The 21,600-nt window shown below is 37.3% G+C and carries 21 protein-coding genes and 1 riboswitch; of the genes, 3 read left to right on the forward strand and 18 right to left on the reverse strand.

The annotated features are described in order from the left end of the window. Positions 1–164: 164 nt before the first annotated feature. The 15 genes from MHH98_RS19295 to MHH98_RS19365 all read right to left on the reverse strand — a co-directional run bounded on the left by MHH98_RS19295 (position 165) and on the right by MHH98_RS19365 (position 14,944). Complete coding sequence (locus tag MHH98_RS19295) at positions 165–2,321, reverse strand: (Fe-S)-binding protein (protein ID WP_038180099.1); 2,157 nt, start codon at positions 2,319–2,321, stop codon at positions 165–167. A 396-nt stretch (positions 2,322–2,717) separates the two neighbouring features. Next, positions 2,718–3,395 (reverse strand): hypothetical protein, encoded by a 678-nt coding sequence (locus MHH98_RS19300; RefSeq protein WP_038180102.1) that lies wholly within the window; start codon positions 3,393–3,395, stop codon positions 2,718–2,720. A gap of 3 nt (positions 3,396–3,398) precedes the next feature. Then, the gene (locus MHH98_RS19305; protein WP_038180106.1) at positions 3,399–3,878 is read right to left on the reverse strand and encodes an ECF transporter S component; all 480 of its coding nucleotides are present in this window, start codon (positions 3,876–3,878) and stop codon (positions 3,399–3,401) included. 10 nt (positions 3,879–3,888) lie between these two features. Further along, on the reverse strand, positions 3,889–4,485 hold the full coding sequence (locus MHH98_RS19310; protein WP_038180107.1) for a cob(I)yrinic acid a,c-diamide adenosyltransferase: 597 nt from the start codon (positions 4,483–4,485) through the stop codon (positions 3,889–3,891). A gap of 21 nt (positions 4,486–4,506) precedes the next feature. Next, entirely contained in the window at positions 4,507–4,908 is a 402-nt protein-coding gene (locus MHH98_RS19315; protein ID WP_038180108.1) for a bifunctional adenosylcobinamide kinase/adenosylcobinamide-phosphate guanylyltransferase, read from the reverse strand. Continuing rightward, positions 4,860–5,459 carry a histidine phosphatase family protein gene (locus MHH98_RS19320; protein WP_340713411.1) on the reverse strand — a complete coding sequence of 200 codons (600 nt, stop codon included), beginning with the start codon at positions 5,457–5,459 and terminating at the stop codon, positions 4,860–4,862. The genes MHH98_RS19315 and MHH98_RS19320 overlap by 49 nt, the downstream gene beginning before the upstream one ends. Further along, positions 5,432–6,208, reverse strand: a complete 777-nt coding sequence (cobS, locus tag MHH98_RS19325) for an adenosylcobinamide-GDP ribazoletransferase (RefSeq protein WP_038180111.1) — start codon at positions 6,206–6,208, stop codon at positions 5,432–5,434. The genes MHH98_RS19320 and cobS overlap by 28 nt, the downstream gene beginning before the upstream one ends. A 26-nt stretch (positions 6,209–6,234) precedes the next feature. Further along, positions 6,235–6,807, reverse strand: coding sequence for a bifunctional adenosylcobinamide kinase/adenosylcobinamide-phosphate guanylyltransferase (locus tag MHH98_RS19330; protein ID WP_340713413.1), 573 nt, complete (start codon positions 6,805–6,807; stop codon positions 6,235–6,237). Beyond that, entirely contained in the window at positions 6,780–7,874 is a 1,095-nt protein-coding gene (locus MHH98_RS19335; protein ID WP_038180114.1) for a pyridoxal phosphate-dependent aminotransferase, read from the reverse strand. The genes MHH98_RS19330 and MHH98_RS19335 overlap by 28 nt, the downstream gene beginning before the upstream one ends. After that, the gene (cbiB, locus tag MHH98_RS19340; protein ID WP_038180115.1) at positions 7,861–8,817 is read right to left on the reverse strand and encodes an adenosylcobinamide-phosphate synthase CbiB; all 957 of its coding nucleotides are present in this window, start codon (positions 8,815–8,817) and stop codon (positions 7,861–7,863) included. The genes MHH98_RS19335 and cbiB overlap by 14 nt, the downstream gene beginning before the upstream one ends. Position 8,818: 1 nt before the next feature. Next, a complete protein-coding gene (locus MHH98_RS19345) occupies positions 8,819–10,291 on the reverse strand; it encodes an adenosylcobinamide amidohydrolase (protein ID WP_076034284.1) in 1,473 nt (490 codons plus the stop codon). A 2-nt stretch (positions 10,292–10,293) separates the two neighbouring features. Then, positions 10,294–11,277 (reverse strand): FecCD family ABC transporter permease, encoded by a 984-nt coding sequence (locus tag MHH98_RS19350; protein ID WP_038180875.1) that lies wholly within the window; start codon positions 11,275–11,277, stop codon positions 10,294–10,296. A gap of 8 nt (positions 11,278–11,285) precedes the next feature. Then, positions 11,286–12,242 carry a helical backbone metal receptor gene (locus MHH98_RS19355; RefSeq protein WP_038180118.1) on the reverse strand — a complete coding sequence of 319 codons (957 nt, stop codon included), beginning with the start codon at positions 12,240–12,242 and terminating at the stop codon, positions 11,286–11,288. 127 nt (positions 12,243–12,369) lie between these two features. After that, a riboswitch (cobalamin riboswitch) is annotated at positions 12,370–12,559 on the reverse strand. Positions 12,560–12,836: 277 nt separating this feature from the next. Beyond that, the gene (argS, locus tag MHH98_RS19360; RefSeq protein WP_076065805.1) at positions 12,837–14,504 is read right to left on the reverse strand and encodes an arginine--tRNA ligase; all 1,668 of its coding nucleotides are present in this window, start codon (positions 14,502–14,504) and stop codon (positions 12,837–12,839) included. Next, a complete protein-coding gene (locus MHH98_RS19365) occupies positions 14,504–14,944 on the reverse strand; it encodes a DUF1934 domain-containing protein (protein ID WP_038180124.1) in 441 nt (146 codons plus the stop codon). The genes argS and MHH98_RS19365 overlap by 1 nt, the downstream gene beginning before the upstream one ends. 221 nt (positions 14,945–15,165) lie before the next feature. Between MHH98_RS19365 and MHH98_RS19370 the strand changes: the two genes are divergently transcribed. Continuing rightward, complete coding sequence (locus MHH98_RS19370) at positions 15,166–16,251, forward strand: GGDEF domain-containing protein (protein ID WP_038180126.1); 1,086 nt, start codon at positions 15,166–15,168, stop codon at positions 16,249–16,251. Between the two features lie 160 nt (positions 16,252–16,411). Beyond that, on the forward strand, positions 16,412–18,466 hold the full coding sequence (locus tag MHH98_RS19375; protein ID WP_038180130.1) for a transglycosylase domain-containing protein: 2,055 nt from the start codon (positions 16,412–16,414) through the stop codon (positions 18,464–18,466). 259 nt (positions 18,467–18,725) lie between these two features. On the opposite strand, the gene MHH98_RS19380 is transcribed toward MHH98_RS19375, so the two are convergent. After that, positions 18,726–19,241, reverse strand: a complete 516-nt coding sequence (locus tag MHH98_RS19380; protein WP_076034282.1) for a YwhD family protein — start codon at positions 19,239–19,241, stop codon at positions 18,726–18,728. Positions 19,242–19,308: 67 nt separating this feature from the next. Between MHH98_RS19380 and MHH98_RS19385 the strand changes: the two genes are divergently transcribed. Next, entirely contained in the window at positions 19,309–19,494 is a 186-nt protein-coding gene (locus MHH98_RS19385; protein WP_038180134.1) for a 2-hydroxymuconate tautomerase, read from the forward strand. An 81-nt stretch (positions 19,495–19,575) separates the two neighbouring features. Here the strand turns inward: MHH98_RS19385 and MHH98_RS19390 are convergent, their stop codons facing one another. Together MHH98_RS19390 and MHH98_RS19395 are read right to left on the reverse strand one after the other, a co-directional pair. Next, on the reverse strand, positions 19,576–20,082 hold the full coding sequence (locus MHH98_RS19390; RefSeq protein ID WP_038180136.1) for a YwgA family protein: 507 nt from the start codon (positions 20,080–20,082) through the stop codon (positions 19,576–19,578). 25 nt (positions 20,083–20,107) lie between these two features. Then, positions 20,108–21,406 (reverse strand): HD domain-containing protein, encoded by a 1,299-nt coding sequence (locus MHH98_RS19395; RefSeq protein ID WP_076065804.1) that lies wholly within the window; start codon positions 21,404–21,406, stop codon positions 20,108–20,110. Between the last annotated feature and the right edge of the window lie 194 nt (positions 21,407–21,600).

Below are 21,600 nucleotides of genomic sequence, written 5' to 3' on the forward strand. Positions count from 1 at the left end.
TTTATTTTGCATACGCTTACATTATTCTTTTTAAAGTAAACGAGAATTCATTTATTTTCTCGACTGAACGCTCGCTCAACAAAATTTTAGAAAAAAAGAGAGCGTCTAGCACTCTCTTTTCACTTAGTAATATTGTACATAATTACCAATTTCAATGCAATTAATTACTGAGTAATTGGTTCTTCAACAACTTCTTCTACAGGTGGTTTATATTCTCCACATACTGATTTCTCTAGTAATTCAGCAATATCATATGTGCCTACCTGTTCTTCAACTTCTTTAGCTTTTGTACCATCTGAAAGCATCGTTAAGCAATACGGACAACCTGATGAAATCATCGTCGGATTCACTGCAAGTGCTTGCTCAGTTCTAGCTACATTCACTCGGTTCCCAACATGCTCTTCCATCCACATTAAGCCTCCACCAGCTCCACAACACATACCTGTTTCACGATTACGCTCCATTTCAACTAACTTCACACCTGGAATGGCTTTTAAGATTTCACGCGGTGGATCATAAACATCGTTGTATCGGCCTAAGTAGCATGAATCATGGAACGTTATAGTTTCTTCAATTGCAAATTGCGGTTTAAGACGCCCTTGTTTTACTAAGTCATAAAGTAATTCTGTATGGTGATACACTTCACCCGTCCATCCAAAGTCACTATATTCATTTTTAAAAATATTATATGCATGAGGATCAATCGTTACTAATTTTGTAACATCTGTTTTTTCAAATTCACTAATATTAGCTGTTGCTAACTCTTGGAATAAAAATTCATTCCCTAGACGACGCGGTGTATCTCCTGAATTCTTTTCTTTGTTACCTAAAATCGCAAATTTCACACCCGCTTCGTTCATCAACTTAGCAAAAGATAATGCAATTTTTTGTGAACGGTTATCAAATGACCCCATTGAACCAACCCAGAATAAGTACTCGAACTCTTCGCCAGCTTTTGATACTTCTTTCACAGTTGGAATATGAACATCCGGGCGAGCATCGCGCCAGTTTTCTTTTTCTTTACGATTAATTCCCCACGGATTTCCTTGTCTTTCAATGTTAGTCATTGCGCGTTGTGCGTCTGGATTTACACGTCCTTCTGTCATTGTTAAATATCGACGAAGGTCAATAATTTTATCAACGTGCTCATTCATTACTGGACATTGGTCTTCACAGTTACGGCAAGTTGTACAAGCCCAGATTTCCTCTTCCGTGATGACATCTCCGATTAATGATGGACTATAGATATCTTCAATAACAGCACCTTCTGCTCCAGCTGCAAGTGCTAATTGATTTCCTTTTGCATTGTTGAACATGAATGATGGTACCCATGGTTGTTGACGTGTTGCAACGGCACCTGTAAACGTTAAGTGATCACGTAGTTTAGTAATTAAGTCCATTGGAGACAACATTTTTCCTGTACCACTTGCTGGACACATATTCGTACAACGGCCACATTCTACACAAGCATATAAATCAATTAGTTGTAGTTGTGTAAAATCCGTAATTTTCCCCACACCGAACGATGGAATTTCTTCTTCTCCATCTTCCCCTTCTTCTTCCATCTCTTCAAAGTTAATAGGCGTTAGCTTACCAACATGATCTAAACGGTTGAAGTAAACATTTACTGGTCCAGCAATTAGATGCGCGTGCTTTGATTGTGGTACATACACTAAGAAAGTTAAAAGAATTAATAAATGAATCCACCACATAACAAAGAACACTACAGTTGCAGCTGTAGGTGGCAAAAATCCAAATACTGTAGCAATAGATGATGCAATTGGCTCTGACCAAGTAGCAGCATGATCATGCCAAATCATCCCCATACCATTACCTGCTAGAACTGTAACCATCAAGCCACCGATGAAAATCAATACTAGTCCTGATTTAAAGCCACGCTTTAAGCGGACAAGCTTCTCAATATAGCGGCGGTAAAACGCCCAAACAACAGCGACTAAAATTACTAACGACACAATTTCCTGCATGAATGTGAAATACGGATATACGGGTCCTAAAGGTAAATGAGATCCCGGTTTTAATCCTTTCCAGATGAAGTCAATTGCGCCTAATTGGACTAGTATGAAGCCATAGAAAAACATAACGTGGATAATTCCACTTTTTTTATCTTTTAATAACTTCTTCTGTCCAAATACATACACCCAAATTTTGTGTAAACGTGCTTTAACATCATTGTCAAATTCTACTTGTTTCCCCATTTTGACGAATTCATAACGCGTCTTTAACAAGTAACCGAATAAAAATAAACCATAAGTCACTACTACTAAAAATAGTATCCAGTTTGCAATTAACAATGGATTCATAACATTTCCCCCTCTGTGATGCTCGATATACGATTGTGACATTTCGCTAAAACGTACGCTTAGTGTTTTACCATGAAATGTGTATGTTGTAATCATTGTAAAATATGAATGAGCATTCAGTCAACAATATTTGTAGAATTCATAATTTTAAATTTCTCAATGATTTCGTATAAAATTACCGATGTCTTGTTGTTTATACATATTTCTCAAAGTTTATTAAAAATTCTAGCATATTTTCGAATGAATTACATGTGAATTCAGAATTTTCCTTTAGATGACTTTTATATTATTTAATTTACTAATAATTTTATAGATAAACTCACCACCTATTTCTTCTAAAATGCTCTAAAAAAAAGACTAACCAATTACTAAATTAGTAATTGGTTAGTCTTCGATTTATTTAAAAACTATAGGTTCTAATAATGTACCAAAATGTTGTTCTGCAGATTTTACTTGTTCTTCAGCAATACCTAGTAAAATTACCGTCGCTGGACCAGCCGTTTTTTTACAGTCTAATGAGTTTGAAAAAGAAACGTCTCCGAGCATGCTTCTAATTTCAGAGTCGATTCCCTTTGACCCGACAGGCCAAATACGCCCTATAATATTAGAATCGAGCGCTTTTTTCACTAATAATAGATTTGCAATATATTCGGGATGCTTTAGTAATTCAATCCCTACTAACGGTTTACCATATGTAAACCAATGAAGCTTTTTGACATCCGTTAAAGGTCGAACCGGAGCTCCTATCATTGTGATGGCAACACCAGATTGTAAAGTAGGCATATTCGTTTCAGAACTACCTTTAATCGGTGGCACTGGTAGACTTAACTCATCAAATAATTGCTTAATACCTTTCACATAACGTCCCCAGCTCGCTTCACTACTGAAATTATGCATAACTATTGCTTCAGGTTCTGCACCCGCAGCCCATTGTTCTAGTAAAGTCACTCTAGCAGAATAATAACTTGTTACATCATCTGGCACTTGAACAACATCTCGCTCTTTTTCTCCAATTGCTCCAGAATTATCTGTTGTAACGATAAAGCCATTCGATAATTGCATAGCATTTCTCATTTTTTAATGCGCCTCTTTTCGTTGAAAGGCACGAGATAATACGGGAATTACAACAGCTGCAATTACTACGTTTAAAAGCGTTGTCATTAATAGTACCGGTACCATCGAAAAGAAAAACTCTGGTGAATTCAGCCAATAGAATGGTAGCGGAGCTAAAATCCCGTTAGCGATAATAGCAAAAATCCATTTCGAATATTTTTTTCCCGCATTATGAAACTTAGCAAAGCCCCATAATATGATGAACATCTCTACAGCAATAAAGATATGCAATGGACCAAGGAAAGAACCACCCGTCATTGCCGATATAAGATGACCAATCGCTGCTGCTGCACCTGCGGCTACTGGTGGTAAAAAGACTGCACCTAGAAAAGCAGGAGCCGAATCGAGTGCCATAGAACCCAAACCACCCGGCACTTTAATCATTGCCCCTACTGCACATAGAGCTGCAATCATAGCTGTTAAAGTTAAGGTTTTAAGTTTCATAATTAATCATTCATTCCTTTGCTTTTTTTGAACGTCCACCATCTTTAAATACCTTGGCACTTCGAACGTATTCAGTATCTGGCACATTTAAGCGAGCGTTTACTACGCGTGCTGCTGCAAATAAATAATCAGATAAACGGTTTAAATAACGTTGTACAACTAATGGTACATCACCCTCTTCGGATTCTTTTAGTAATGTGACCATTTGGCGCTCTGCTCGACGTGTAATTGTACGTGCAATGTGTAAAGTAGCAGCTGCTGGTGAGCCCCCAGGTAAGATAAATCTTTCAAGTAATGGTGGTTCATCCATTAGTACATCAATTCGTTTTTCCATAATTTCTATCGGCCCATCTGTCATTTTGTAATGACGTTCTTTCATGACATTAGCAAGATCCCCACCACAATCGAATAATTCGTTTTGCATTGCTTCTAAGTCTTCTAATATATCTTTAAAAATAGCAGGATCTAGTTCCGTCATTGCTTTACCGATAAATGAATTTAATTCATCGATTGTGCCATAAGTTTCAACGCGTTGACTATCTTTATCAACTCGCGCTCCGATAATACTTGTTTTCCCTTTATCACCTGTACGTGTATATAGGTTCATCTCTCATCCTTCTTTCCTGATTCATTTTATTGTTTCAGCTATACCATACCAAATACGCGTTATTTGTGGGCTAATTTTAAATAATTGCTGATAAAATCTTCCACAAATGTCACGGAGCTTGCGCGTATTAGCATCAATTGGGACAACACCTCTACCCATCTCTGTCACAATAACAATAAGTTCTCTTTCTTTATCTAATGCTTGAAGTTGCTGTAGTAGTTGAGAAGCTAACGTATCCTCATCTTTATCTAAATATTCTGCCACTACATTTTCAAGACCTGAGACAACAATTGTCGAAGCTTCAGGTACAGTCATTGGTAACTCACTTTCTAGCCAAGCAACATCTTTTTTCCTTTGCTCTTCTAGCCAGTATCTTACATAGTCCCTTTTACCATTATAGGCTCCACCGATAAAAACGTGCATCGTTGTCCCTCCTCGAACTGTTTCTTCGTTGACCAGTGTAATAGATAACGCTCATTATGAGAAACTTGCCACTCCCAAAAAGTTTTTTCCTCTGGTGCGAATTGCATTAACAACGCTCTAATTGAACCTCCATGCGCGACTATCCTGTAATTCAGCATATCTTTTGGCAAAGATTTAACCACTTCTGTAACGCGAAACATAACTTGTTGTAATGTCTCGCCATTCGGTGGTGCAATTTCATATGGATCGTCTATCCAATTACGATACACTTGTATATCTTTTAACTGTTCATAGGTTTTGCATTCAAAATCACCGAAATGACTTTCGCGTAATCCTTTTATATTCATGTATGTAGCATTCGGAAAATAATAAGCAGCCGTTTCCTTACAACGTATTAAATCACTTCCGAAAACGACAGTAGCTAACTCATCGATAGTCGGCAAACTTTGATTAGGAATAATAGACTCATCAGTCCAGCCAAGATACTTCCTTTCAACATTACTTTTAGTTTTAGCATGGCGTATTAACTCAATAGTAATAGCGTAATCCATAAAATGGCCTCCATTCCTTCAATAAAAGCACCGAGTAAATCACCTGAGCTACCGTGAAAATTACGTACAGTCCAAATCTTATACAGACCTGATGCAACAACTACAATCACTAGTAATATAAGAGGTACGATGAAATCTCCATTCCACCAAATTATAAGAATCAAGCCAATAAGCATTGATACACATGTCACGACAAGAAATTGTGGTACATATAGTTTTTCTTTAAAAAAGTATGCTAGCCCTTTTTCTTTTGAGCATTTTGTCTGGATAAAATATAAGGACATTCCTAGCCGAGCTAAAAATGGTACCGCGACAATCCACATAATCGACAGTTCGCCTTTTTCAATCAATTCAGCTAGAAAGAAAATCTTCGTTAGTACTAAGAACAATAAAGACATCGCACCAAAAGCACCAATACGGGGGTCATCTAAAATCTCTAGTCGCTTCTCGGTATCACGATATGAAAAAAATGCATCTCCCATGTCAACCCAGCCATCTAAATGCAAACCACCTGTACAAATGATAAATCCAACAACAAGTAAAAAGGCCGTTAATAATGAACTGATATCCGTCCACTGTTGCAAACTATAAAAAACAGTAGCCATTACTGCACCCATACATGCACCTAGCCAAGGTAGAAACGAGAACATTCCCGTTATTGTCGGCTTTGTAAGTGGTAATTCTCTTTGAACTGGCACGACGGTAAAAAATTGAAATGCAAGTAAAATACTATGAACAATCGTACGCAAAAGAATACCCCCCTTCTAAAACTGAATTATTTCCATTGATGCATCTGTCCATATTCCATTTCAATTGCAGTAGTTGCTTCAGCTACAAACCATTGATGAATACGACCTAACCATTTTTGATAAAGTCTTACTTCAAAACTAGTAGAAAGCGGCTCATCTAGCACTTCGTTGGAAACGACAACAATCGGTATATTTCTATCACGTAATGCATAAATCGTATTTTGCATCGCTATAAATTTCCGTTCAATACAGCCTTCTTTTTGAAAACAGCTCACACCAGTTTCATAACCATCATAAAATTCATTCGTTAGCCAAGTGGTCACGCAATCCCATAATATCGCGTCATCTTCTTTTATTTTTGAGAGGAGCTTAGAAAAGTCAGTTGGTTGCTCAATTGTCGTCCACTTTTGCCCTGCTCGATCGTTTTGATGTCGGATGATTCTTTGCTTCATTTCTTCATCAAACGGTACACCTGTCGCAACATAAACAAGTCGCTTCATAGGCGATGTCGCTGCTAAATTTACAAGGCACTTTTCTGCAAATGCACTTTTTCCACTCCGCACTCCACCTGTTATAAAGACGAGTTCGCTTGAAACCAATGCATCATCTCCTCTTCTAAACGATTCATCGCTTCAGGTGCCTTCATACCAACTCGGAACCATGCACCTTCCATTCCAATGAAATTTTCTGTATGTCGAAGCACCATACCCTTCTCAAGCATATAAGTAAAGAAATTCTGTGACTGTTCAGTATTTGGTAATTGAAAGCTCACATAATTTGTGACACTGTTCGTAACAAGACAATGATTTTGTCGTAAAAATACTTGAAAACGCGTACGCATTTGCCCAGCATAATCACAAGCCTTTTGACGGAAAGCATCTACTTCCTTACTTAAACAACGTGCTCCGATTACTGCTGCTATTCCATTAATATGCCAATGAGGGGTAAGCTTCCGTATTGCACTTGCTACCTCAGGTGCGGCTACCATATAACCGAGCCTTATACCTGCAATTGCGTACATTTTCGTCATTGATCGTACAATAATCACTTGATGATTTTCTTTTACTGATTTTATAAATGATGCACTTTCATCAACAAAATCTATAAAAGCTTCGTCTAAAACAATACTGCAATTCGATTCTTTTGCAGATTCAATAAGCTGTTTAAGTTCTTCTTTCGAAGGTAATACACCTGTCGGATTATTAGGGGTACATAGATATAGGACATCTGCATTTTGCATTGCTTGTTGAAGTTCGTCTAATGGTAACTTCCAATTAACGATATCTTCACATACTACACGCTGTATTTCTACATCATTTTCTCTTAATGTCGCTTCATACTCTGAAAAAGTCGGATGTAAAATAATTGCATTATTTCCCCGGAAATATGTCGCAAGTAATGAGAAAATTTCCGCCGCACCATTTCCTAATACGATGTTTTCTGTAGAAATGTCGTGATATTTAGCGACAGCAGATAGAAATGGCTCACCTTCTGGGTCCGGATAATGTTGCAATAATTGCAAATAATCTTTCCAATCATTTTTGATAAAATCTGGTGCACCTGCTGGATTTACATTTTCGCTAAAGTCTAATATATCAGCTGGTAGTTGGATGCCCAGCTGTGTATATAAACGATATGGATTTGCCCCGTGATTAGGTAATGACAACGAAAAACCCTCCTAAAATGACCATTAGTAGCCAAAATAATATGGTTACAATTTGCATCTGTTTAATAGAACGTATAATATGCTGAGGCCCTAGCTCATAATGGCACTCACCCATTTTCGCACGATTCGAGATAATCCCCTTATACCTATTCACACCACCAAGCTGAATGCCTAATTGATATGCTGTAGCCGCTTCAAGCCATCCACTATTTGGACTTGGATGTTTTTTTGCATCACGCAGCCACCCTTTCATGCGATAGGCGACTGGTTTTCCACTTTCATTTTTTGTACCTAGCATAAGTAATAAACCTGTCATTCTACTTGGCACATAATTTAATACATCATCCACATGTGCAGCAACGTATCCAAAATCTACGAAGCGATCATTTTTGTAAGCGACCATTGAATCAAGCGTATTAACTGCCTTATACATCCATAGACCAGCGCCGCCAAATAAAAACGCCCAAAAGAGTGGAGCTGTTACACCATCACTCGTATTTTCAGACACGGTTTCAACTACACCTCGCGTCACTTCAGGTACCGATAAATAATCTGTATCACGCCCTACAATCCAAGATAACTTCACACGAGCTTCCTGCAAATCTCCTGATACAAGTGGATTGTAAACTTCAAGTGCTGCTTGTTTTAGACTTTTCCCTGCTAAACCTACAGCTATTAATATTGATTCTACAAAAATACCTAGAATAACATTGATAGAATATGCAAAATAAATTACTGCAAAAGTAATTGTAGTTGTTAAACCAACAACAATTAGGACAAGTAAAAGTCCTTTTAATTTACGATGCTTACCTTTATTCAAACGCTCTGTTAGTTTGGCAATCAATGTGCCAATCCAACGTACGGGATGCGGCATTTTGGGCGGGTCACCTATTAACCAATCTAAAGCTACCCCAATGGTACAAGCAATTATATGTGCTAACATTTTATAACCTTCCCTTGGCACGTTTGTAATCTTGTAGTGCTGTTACTGTCGTTTCATACACCCCGTAACCAATCAATTTCCCAATATCTGTTATAGGTCCGGCGTATTCCATAAATGTCCCATTTTGTGTCGCGGCAATTAATAGGCTATCTGTTGATGTACCTGTTGCAATCGTATTGGATATTGGATCCATGATTTCTTCTTGGTGCATTGCTTTTACTTTAGCTTCAGTTGCCGTTATCATGGCTTGCATAAAGGATTCTTCCGTTAGTTTCCCGTTAATAATGACCCAAGTATTAATCGTTCCTATATACGGTTTACTGACTCTTTCATGTGCCCTTGAAACATCTACTGCATTTCCAACACCAGCTGTAACTGCAACAATAATACTTCCGTTTGCATTTGAAAATTCCCTTATAACAACATGCTTCGCTGCAACTGCAGTCATCATGGCCACCGTATTAGATGGCATAAAGTCATGTTTTTTAAGATAACCTTTTAATTCCTCATGTGCATCTTCGCACATATAATTCAAATCAACTGCACGATTGACAAATGACTGGAACCACCCAAAACCAGCATTGTGAACAGCTGAGGAAACGGTTTTCAAAGGAATTTCCGTACGAAGCTCAACAAATTCATCTCTTATATTGAATTGTTCTTTTGTCACTACATATGATTCACGTTCATCAATAGCTGTTGGCATCAGTGTTACTTGTGGCTTTGGCAATTCAGGATGCGGATAACTTGAAACGCGCGTATTATATACCTCTAAAATTTGCTGTTCTTTCAACACTTCATGCGGTTCTCCAATAGCTTTTACATGTCCCTTTTCCATTAACAATAGGCGATCACAATAAAGTGAAGCTAAATTCATATCGTGAAAAACAGAAATAACTGTTAAACCATTTTGCACTGCTTCTAGACGAATCATATCTAGCAGTTGTCGTTGATGTGCAATATCTAAATGATTCGTAGGTTCATCTAAAAGTAAGATATCAGCTTGCTGAGCAAGTGCTTGTGCTACAAATGTACGTTGTTGCTCCCCACCTGATAAAAATTCGAGGTTTGTATGTTCATAGCTATCTACACCCGTTTGCTTCATAGCTTTTTTCACTGCATTTTCATCTTGTTCTGACCATGTCGAAAACCAACTATTTTGATGTGGGTAGCGACCTAAGGCTACCGTCTCACGTACTGAATGCGAAAAGGCATGGGCATGAAGCTGTGGTAAAACAGCCATTTTGCGCGCAAATTCCTTCGGTGAGAAATGTTTTATATTTTGTTCTTCGATAAGTACTTGACCAGTTGTTGATGGCAGGATACCACTAATCACTTTTAATAATGTGGATTTGCCGCTACCATTTGGTCCTAAAACGCCAAGAATTTCGCCTTTTTTCACTGTAAACGAAACATCTTGTACTATTGGCCTGGTGGCATCATAGCCACCAGTAATATTTTCTACAGTAAGCATACTTACGCACCTTTCGTTCTTCTTTGTCGGAAAAAGATATATGAAAATACTGGCGCCCCAATAAGTGCAGTAATGACACCGATTGGTAACTCTGTTGGGGAAATTATCGTACGAGCAAATAAATCACAAACAATTAGTAATGATGCTCCATTTAAAAACGATAAAGGCAGCAAGTGACGATGATCTGCCCCAAATAAAAGTCGTGTCATATGCGGTACAACAAGTCCCACAAAGCCAATTGTTCCAGACACTGCAACTGCAGCACCTGTTAACATAGATCCGCCTATTAATATCAGAATTTTACTTTTCTTCACGTCAACGCCAAGATACTTGGCACGCTCTTCTCCAAATAACATCGCATTTAATTCACGACGGTTTAACCATAATAAAAATGAACCGATGAGTACAAAAGGCCACACCATCTTGACATATGGCCATCCACGCATTGAAACGCTCCCCATCAGCCACCCAATGATTTGCCTTAACTCATCACCTGTTAACGCAATTAACAATGAAATTAATGCACCTAAAAATGAACTAACGATAATCCCTGTTAAAATCAGCGTTTCCATTTTCATAGTTCGATCAACTAATCGTGCAAAAGCCATTACACCCATCATCGCCAATAAGGCCCCTAGCATGCTGAAGGCTGGTAATGTGTATATACCAAAAATAGGGGTCGAAATGCCGAAAAAGAGCGTCACCACAGCACCTACCGAGGCACCAGATGACACTCCTAACGTATACGGATCGGCGAGAGGATTTTTCAGCAATCCTTGGAAAGCAGCGCCCGCAATGGCCAGTGAGGCTCCTACTAACCCTGCAAGCACAACACGCGGCATGCGTATTTTCCACAATATATTCGTCGCTGTTGGATCCGCTGCCGTATTCCATAACGTACTAATTGGTACTTTTACAGAACCAATTGATACACCTAGCCAAATGCTAACAATTAAAATCACAAAGGCTATGGTGTACCCTAAAATGGTTTTCCTCACTCAAAAGCCTCTGGATATACTGCTTTTGCAATGACCTCTAATCCTTCAGCAAGACGAGGACCTGTACGGCTTGTTAAGTTCGCATCAACTTGAACAACTGCATCATTTTTAACAGCTGTGATACTATCAAATCCTTGGCGTTTTTTCACCTTCTCGACAATATTTTTCACATGGTTGTATTTCACAATAATTGTATCTGGATTACGTTTCACAATTTCCTCAGAGTCAATTTGGAACCAGCCTGTTTGATCTGCTGTGACGTTTTTAATATTAGCTAGATCAAACATTTCTTGCATAAATGTATCTTTACCCGCAGTGTAAATATTAGGTTCGTCTGTTGTTTCGACGAATGCTGATTTTTGTTTTACATCTTTCACTTTAACTTGTACTTCTTTTACTTTTGCTTTCATATCATCAGTAATCTTCTTAGCCTCATCTGCTTTACCTGTAATGTGGCCTATTTGTTCAATTGTTTTATACGTTTCATCAAAATTCTCAGCATTTTTTACAACGAAAACTTTCAATCCTGCATCACGTAATTGTTGGAGACCTGCTTCAGAAGTACCTAAAAGTGTTTCGTGTGCAAAAACAACTTCTGGATTTAAGCTAATAATTTTCTCGGCGTTAAATTCCATCCCACCGATTTTTTCTTTTTTCGTTGCCGCTTTAGGATAATCATCATTATCCGATACAGCAATAATTTCTTTTTCTAATCCTAACGCGAAAAGAATTTCTGTGTTACTTGGTACCAATGTAATAATGCTCTTTGGTGCTTCTGTAAATTTCACATCATTGCCAAGTGCATCAGTCTCTGTTAATGGATACCCTGCTACCTGTTGCTCTGTCGCTGATTCACTATTTTCCTTTTTCTTCGTATCTTCCGTTTGGCCACAGCCTACTAATACGCCTAGTGCTAAAACAAACACTAAACAAAATTGCCATATTTTCTTCATTTACATTTCCTCCTTGTTCATAAAAAAATCTCTCGTTTTACGACGAGAGATACGATGACAGTGAATATATACATAGCTGTACTAAAATGCACTTTTACTGACACCATTTCTATCCGCGTAGTTCTAATTGGTGGTCTCCATGTTGGTAGGTCTCCTGGCTCGTGATCACAGCTTGCCGTGCCTTCCCAAAGTGTTATACTTTAGTGACAAATTACGACTTACTCACACATACAGTGGCGGGACCGCGTCGGATTTACACCGACTTCCCTTTTCTCTTTACTGAATCAAAGTAAAGAACCATCATGTTTCACAATATACAATTGTTATTACATCGTGTTCAATTATACAGAAAATTAAATACTTGTCCAAGATGTTACTAGGCTTGGTGGAACTATTAGCAATAACACATTGTGACATGAATCGATGAAGTCTAGCTATTTTATCTTTAACTAGCGCAATTTTTTTCTTTCATTTGTTCTTTATAAAAACCAAAAGACTATTCCACACTTATTCAGTGAGAAATAGTCTTTTTATAAGTACCTCTTAGATTCACAAGCTTATTCAACCTCAGTAGCTAAAAGGGTATTTCTGTCATTACATTTTCTCAGGTGCTGATACGCCAATAAGTTTTAGTGCGTTGGCGATTGTAGTACGAACTGCTGTAATTAGAGATAAACGTGCTTCTGAGCGATCTTTGTTATCAGCATCTAATACTTTTTCAGCATTGTAGAAGCTGTGGAAAGTTGCTGCTAGTTCTTGAATGTAGTTAGTAATACGGTGTGGTGTGCGATTCTTCGCAGCATCCGCAACAACTTGTGGGAAGTCCCCTACTTTTTTCAAGACATCAATTTCTTTCTCTGCATTAAGAAGATTTAAATGTTCTTTAGATGCTGCTAATCCTTGTTCTTTTGCTTGGCGCAAGATTGAAGAAATACGAGCATGTGCATATTGTGCATAGTAAACAGGGTTTTCATTTGATTGCTTAACAGCTAGGTCAAGGTCAAAGTCCATATGTGAATCACCTGCACGCATTGCAAAGTTATAACGTACTGCGTCTAAGCCAACTTCTTCAACAAGTTCGCGTAAAGTAACCGCGTTACCTGTACGTTTACTCATTTTCACTTTTTCGCCGTCTTTCATTAAGTTCACCATTTGAATGATTTCAACTTCTAATGTGTCACGATCATAACCAAGTGCTTCGATTGCTGCTTTCATACGCGGGATATAGCCATGGTGGTCAGCTCCCCAAATGTTGATAAGTTTAGTGAATCCACGTTGAATTTTATCTTCATGGTATGAAATATCTGGTGTTAAATATGTGTAAGAGCCATCATTTTTTATAAGTACGCGATCTTTATCGTCGCCAAATGTTGTCGAGCGGAACCAAGTAGCGCCTTCTTCTTCAAATACATGACCATTCGCACGAAGTTTTTCTAGAGCCGTTTCAACTTTACCTGATTTATAAAGTGATGTCTCAGAATACCAAACGTCAAAGTCTACACGGAAGTTTGCTAAGTCTTTTTGTAATTTACCAAGCTCTAATTTCAAGCCATGCTCACGGAAAAATTCAAAGCGCTCTTCATCTGATTTACTTAGAATCGAATCACCAAACTCAGCAGCTAATTTACCTGCGATATCGATAATATCTTGACCATGATAACCGTCTTCAGGCATAGAAGCATCTAAGCCTAACGATTGTTTGTAGCGAGCTTCTAAAGATGCTGCTAAATTATTGATTTGATTACCTGCATCATTGATGTAGTATTCACGTGAGACATCATATCCTGCAAAGTCTAGAACGTTACATAATGAATCCCCTACAGATGCTCCTCGGGCATGTCCTAAATGAAGGTCACCAGTTGGGTTAGCTGATACAAATTCAACTTGTACTTTTTCATTAGCGCCAGCTTGTGAACGTCCATATTCTGTACCTTGCGCTAAAACAGTTGTGATTACTTCTGCCAAATAGTCTTTGCGTAGCACAATATTCATAAAACCAGGACCTGCGATGTCGATCTTCTCAATAGCAGTACCTGTAGTATCAAGGTTTTCAATAATAGATTCAGCGATTGCACGAGGTGGTTTTTTCGCTAATTTTGTAAGTTGCATAGCAATATTAGTTGCATAGTCGCCATTCGTCTTATCCTTTGGTGTTTCTAAGTGTATATTCAATGTTGATGTATCTTCTAAAAGACCTGCTTTTGATACTGCTGCAAGAAGCGCTTCTTTAATCGCGTGTTGCACTTGTTCTACTGCGTTCATTATTTTCCCTCCGAGTAATTAATTTCTAAAGTATAATCGCCTACTGATTGTCCACCAATGATTAAATCATAGTTTAAATAAAATCGTCCGCTCATTTTACTGTCATGCGGTTCGAATAGCATGTCCTTCGTATACGTCACGATTGGTAATGCACCGAATTCACTATCATAATGGCCGTTTTGTTCATGATTAAGTAAAAATGGCATACGCATTTTCACATCACCATTTCGAAGAATAACTGCCTCATTATTACCGAATTTTAAAGTTGAACGAATATGTTTATCTTCTTGAACTTCTTCATATTGTAAGTACGTTTGGTCCCTTTTTTGAACTATCGTACCTTCTGACCAAAGCTCATAAGTTTCAGCTGCTTCTGCTTCAGATTGTCGAATTGTCGTTTTTAACTTTAATTTTACGGGTGCTTTAAGTTCACTAGTCATACTTATGGGCCTCCGTTCCATTCTTTATATAACCTTCTTATTATAGGTTAGATTCGCTTGTTTTTTCAAGGTGTAAGTAAATTTAGGACAAACAGTGAATTCTTTAAAATCACACGCTCGAACTACCTTTTGTCGTTTTATAGCGAATGCATAATTATTTTCATTTTCCTTGTAAAATTGGATGTTATAATGGAGGGATAAAATGGTAGGAGAGAATCTATATGTTGCTCGAATTAGTCATTAATTTTTCGATATTATTTACTTTTGTTATATTTTCATATTGGTTATACGAGTCTTTAGAACCTTATCAAGATAGTTTTATTGAGCTGCAACCTTGGATTGTCGGTCTTGTAGCTGGACTTACCGGTTTACTTTTGATGGGCACGGCTGTACATTACCAAAATGATATTATTAGTGATGGTCGTTTTATTAGTATCTTACTCAGTGGATTGCTCGGAGGTCCAATTGCTATCGCTCTGTCCTCTCTCATCATTGGGATTTTTCGAATTTATGTGTTTGGATTGTCAGAAACATCTATTTTTGCAGGATTAAATATTTTAGTAATTGGTGGCGTTATCACATTTATTTCAATAAAAAAACCAATTACATTCCGCAATATCTATTTCTATTTCACTTATATCGTTTTCCAAGTTTGCATTGTTTTCTATATTCTTTCAGATACTTGGACACATGGCTTACAAAATGTTATTCAAACTGCACTTTTTTATATTTTGTCATTTTACATAACTTTACTTGTATTAAAATCAATTCGAAATCAATTTAATCGTATGCGAGAAACTGAAAAAATGGCAGAAACAGATTATTTAACTGGACTGCCGAATAACCGACGCTTCCAGCAAATAATAGATGATTTACTCTCTAATAATGTCCCCTTTTCATTGATATTAATTGATATTGACTCTTTTAAAAAAGTTAATAAAACGTATGGTCATCCTGTTGGTGATGAAATCTTACAACAAATTGGTACACAGTTAAAAAACTATGTGAAAACGATTGATGCAGAAGCTGCTAGAATTAGTGGTGAAGAATTTTATATTGTTTGCAAAGATGCTCCGCCTGCTTATGGAATACATTATGCAAATTTAATTCAATCACAAATTGCCAAAACGCCACTCGTTGTGTCCTCTGGTCATGTAATTCCTATTACGGTTTCCATCGGTATTTGTTCATATCCTGACAATGGTAATACGTCAAAGGATCTCGCATTTTCGGCAGATAAAGCCATCATGCAAGCTATAGAAAGAGGTTCAAATCAACTCGTTCACTTTAATCAATTAAATAATTAGAAATATTTTTAAAAAACGCTAAGAGAATTCACCATTATCTTAGCGTTTTTTGTTGCTGTCAAATAATTACCAAATTCATCCTTTTTAATTTTTTTCGTCCGTTTATTTTACATATAATCATCACATACTATCGCTAAATTGGTGGAACGGAGCTGTTCTTATGAATCGAGCAGACTATTGGCGAAAAAGAAGGGTGAATAAGCGATGGAAACGTACTCTTATGTGGAGTGTCGTAGGTATTTCAGCTGTTTTAACAGTATTGCTGTCACTCAGAATATACGCACAAATTGCGGGTGCGCCTTCTCTCGCTGTTCCGAAGGCAACCGTTTTTTTAGATACGGATGGACATCGAGCTGGCGATAAATTTTCTATGGAACGTCGCTACTGGGTAAACCTAGATGAAATTTCACCTTTTGTTGCACAAGCACTTATTGCAACGGAGGACAAAGATTTCTATTCGCATAACGGTTTTGATTACACCCGTATTGCAGGTGCATTATTGAAAGATGTTAAGGCAATGCGCAAAGTTGAAGGAGCGAGTACAATTACGCAGCAGTATGCTCGTAATTTGTATTTAACGCATGAGAAATCATGGTTAAGGAAAGCAAATGAGGCACTCTATGCATACCGTTTAGAAGTCTTTTATGATAAGGATAAGATTTTGGAAGGCTATTTAAATACTGTTTACTTTGGACATGGTATGTACGGTATAGAAGCTGCAAGTAGATTTTATTTTGGGAAATCAGCAAAAGATTTAACACTTTCTGAAGCTGCTTTACTAGTTGGAATTCCAAAAGGACCAGGCATTTATTCCCCTGCAGTAAATAAGGAAAAATCAATAGGTCGTCAACAATTAATATTAAGTTTGATGTCTAACCAAAATGTTATTTCTGAAGAACAATCAGAACGAGCTAAGAAGGAGACTCTTGATTTTAAATATGAGGAATGGGAAAATTCGAAATCACTAGCACCATACTTTTTAGATACAGCTTGGCAGGAAGCAAAAGATATACTGACTGAGAAAGGTCGTCGCTTTGAAGAAGGTGGTTGGGTAATCAAAACAACATTGAATACTTCCCATCAAAAAGCTGCTGAGGAAGCTGTTGAAAAATCGTTACCAAATAATGAACTAGAAGTTGGCTTCGTTAGTATGGATCCTTCTACAGGTTATGTTACTGCTCTAGTTGGAGGACGACATTATTTAACAAGTACATTCAATAGGGTAACACAAGCAAAAAGGCAACCTGGATCTGCTATTAAGCCATTTTTGTATAGTGCTGCACTAGAAAAAGGTTATACTCCTTTAACGTTTATGGATACTAGCCCTACCATTTTCACTTATGATGATGGACGCTCTAAGTACGAACCCAAAAATGTAAACGGCGAATTCGCGGATCATCCAATGTCATTGGCACAGGCAATTGCTATATCGGATAATATCTACGCAGTCAAGACGTTTGAAACAATCGGCTATAAGGCATTCAGCAGTGTACTGGAGCGATTTAATATTCAAAGTAAATTACAAAATTCACCAGCAGTAGCTCTTGGTACTTCTGAAGTAAGCTTAATGAATTTAACTTCCGCATATAATACATTAGCGGCAAAAGGTGTTCAAAAGAAACCAACGACTATTATTTCGATTACAGATGCAAACGGGAAAGTTATTTATAAAGCAGAAAAGAAACAAAAAAAGAAACAAGTAATTAATTCAGATGACGCATTTTTAATCACACAGTTGATGACTGGTATGTTCGATCCAGTCTTTAATGATTACGCACCGGCAACCGGGATTTCAATTCGCAACAAACAAACCAGACCTTATGCAGCAAAATCCGGTACAACTTTAACCGATCAAATGATGGTTGGTTTTACCCCTTCTTTAACTGCTGGTGTTTGGAACGGTTATGATAAAGGAAAACAAATGACAAGTGCAGAAGATTCACGTGCTACAAAACAAATTTGGATTGATTTTATGGAAAAAGTACATGAAGGACTTCCTAGTGAGCCATTTATGGCACCCGATAATATTGAAGGCGTAATTGTCGATGTTAAAACAGGCGGTATCGCAACATCAAGTTGTGATAAACAACGACTTGTCTATATGAAAAAGAAGGATGTTCCAAAAAAGCTATGTACTGATCCAAGCATTGTTAGTGATTTAACGAAAAAGGACGAAACATCTTGGAGTCTGTTTCCTTTTTCATTATTTGAATAAATAAAAAAGCTTCATCTTCTAAGGAGTCCGTTATCCTTAGGAAGATGAAGCTTTTTGGTTCTCGAAAATATGAGTTACATGGGGCATTCGGCTTGGGTTTGTCAAAATGCCACTTGTCACTCATTTGAAATCGGTTACCAGATGTCCTAGCTTACTTTCGTAAGTTGTAGTTAAAGTGTACTGCCTTTCAATGACAGTTTCAACCATGTATTGAAACCGCTTTACAAATGTCACATTTTGTTCAATTATTTTCAAAATTTTAGAAGGCCAATTCTTTACGTAATTGTTCTGAACTTAAAGACCACATTTTCTCGTTAAAGCCGTGTAAAAACTCACCTAGCACTCGTTTTGACTCTGCATCCATATGCTCTATAATGATATGACGCTTCATCGATTTATCCATTTTATTGACATGGTCTGCTAAAATTTTATAACCACGACGTTTTTCCCTATTGACAACCATTTCACAAGCCGTTATACCAGCGAAGTAAGCTCCGCCTTCTTTGTGATCGATAGTCACCCATACTAACCAATATGGCTTACCGCCTGCTGAATCTTCTCGATTCGTTGTAAATTTAATACCTCTTTCAACATCACTACGTGCATGCATAGCCCCTACTTCTACAGTGGCTTTTTTTTCTTCAATATCGATGATGACTGGTGATACATTCTCAAGCGTTAAAGAACCTACGCCAAATCCTTTATGTCCGTCTGTTGGATCGTTTTTAATAATCGTAAAGCCTAATTTTTGTTTTGGTTTTTCTTCATTAGTCATTCGCAAAATCCCTCCGTTCTGTTATTATAACGAATATACACTATATTTTATATGAGGAGGACTCTTTATGCCTATAGTAACAATAAAAATGATTGAAGGTCGCACAGACGATCAAAAACGTGATTTGGTTGAAAAGGTAACAGCTGCAATTTCCGAATCTGTAGATGCACCAAAAGAAAACATTTCAATTATCATCGAAGAAATGCAAAAATCACACTTCGCTATTGGTGGCGTACGTAAGAGCGACCTTTAATAATATACTTTTTTCAAATAGAGCCGTCTCTTTCTAGGGATGGCTTTTTTATATAAAAAATCCCCACTATTGGGGATTTTCTTACTGAATCGATACTGTTGAAAGTTGTGCTATAAATTCAAAGGCATCTGTCAGCTCTTCTTCTGTAAAGTTCAACTTCCCTTTTACCACATGTACCTTTTCAATTTGCTCTTCTTTTGTGAGTTCATCAAAATATAGTAACGTTGAAACAAGCTCTAGAAAACGTGCACTTCTATCATTCATCATATTGATCACTTCTGGTAACTTGTCATGTTGCTTACCTAGCATGGTAGAAAAACTTGTCCCTTCAGCAGTAACCGCATATCGGTATTGTACATATGATCCCTTATCCTCTTTTTCTTCTGTTAAAAAACCCATATTACAAAGCTCTTCAATTCGTAAAGTTAGCTCTTCTGAGTAAGGGCCATATATATGAAATTGGTATTTTTCTTGGAATGGAAACCGCATTTTCTTTGCTATATAGACCATCTTTTGTAATTTTTTACGACCAGTGACTTGACCTGCTAATGACACAAATTGTACGACTTTTGCGTGTTCTTCTAGCACTTTTAAATCTCCTTCCGGGAGGTTATTAACCTTTTAATATTTCTAATATTTGTTTTCTGAGTATTTTTTTCTTACCGTTCTCTAGTAAAATATCTTCTGGAAAGTATAATTTATGATCCGTTCGGCGTTTTCCGGATATGGCATCTACAATATCAGATGATCTAGATAATTCACGGATTTCGTCATTCGGCATTAATAGATGAATCGGTAACCTTTCCTCTTCTTCACCCGGACGATAAAAATCATATGGTAAATCTGAAGATGAATCTAAAACTAAGTAGTACTGCGGGTCAATACCAGCTTTTCGGAATAGATTCTCAAGTTCACGCAGCTTTTGATAATCTTTGGCAGGGTCAATCTCCACATAATTAAACAATTTTCGGTTCACAAAACGTCTGCTTAAATCGCTTAAAATAGGATCCGCCTCACGCATCCATAGTTGGAAATATGTCAACAAAATACTTTCATCCAATGCTAGATAATCTTCAAGTTCAATATTTCTATCGAAAAATGCTTGAAAATGCGTAGGTTCATGTAAGAATGAATAACCTGTTTCACTTAATGCTTTCGCACGATGTAGAATTTTTGTCAAAATTACTTCCGCACTCCGTGATACAGGATGAAAATAAACCTGCCAATACATTTGATAACGACTCATAATATAATCTTCTACTGCATGCATACCACTTGATTTGATGACCACTTGATCCTCTCGTGGACGCATCACGCGCAATATACGTTCCATATCAAAGTGACCATAACTGACCCCAGTATAATAAGCATCTCGTTGTAAGTAATCCATACGATCAGCATCGATTTGACTTGAAATCATACTGACAACTTGTTTATTTTCATACGTTTTTGCAATAACATTCGATACTTTTAATGGGAAATCAGCCGCAACGCGACTGAGTACTTGATTGACTTCAGTATCTCCCATAATAATATGGCGTGTGAATTCCTCATGGTCCAAGTCAAAAACATGTTCAAAAGCATGTGAAAAAGGTCCATGTCCCAAGTCGTGCAATAATGCAGCACAAAGTACGACAAGCCGTTCACTTTCATCCCATTCTGGTCTACCCTTGAACACATCATCGACCATCCGGCGGACAATTTCATAAACACCAAGCGAATGATTAAATCGACTATGCTCTGCACCATGGAACACTAAATAAGTCGTACCGAGTTGCTTAATACGGCGTAATCTCTGAAATTCTCTTGTTCCAATTAAATCCCAAATCACCTGATCTCGCACATGTACATAGCGATGGACTGGGTCCTTAAATACTTTTTCTTCTTCTAACTTTGCTGTTGCGTAACTCATAAGGCACCCCACTTCCGCTGTTTGTATTGATTTGTTGAAAATGTATAACGAATTATTAAAAACTAATTGAAATAATTACAGGAACTCTATTGATGACCATCAAACTTATTAATTAGCAGCTACTTGGGTTATAAAAACAAAGTATACTTGCTTATACATAAAATACTTGTAGTAAAGTACACTCAAATCATTAT

This window comes from Viridibacillus sp. FSL H8-0110, from assembly GCF_038003565.1.
In the GTDB taxonomy this organism is placed as follows: Bacteria; Bacillota; Bacilli; order Bacillales_A; family Planococcaceae; genus Viridibacillus; species Viridibacillus arenosi.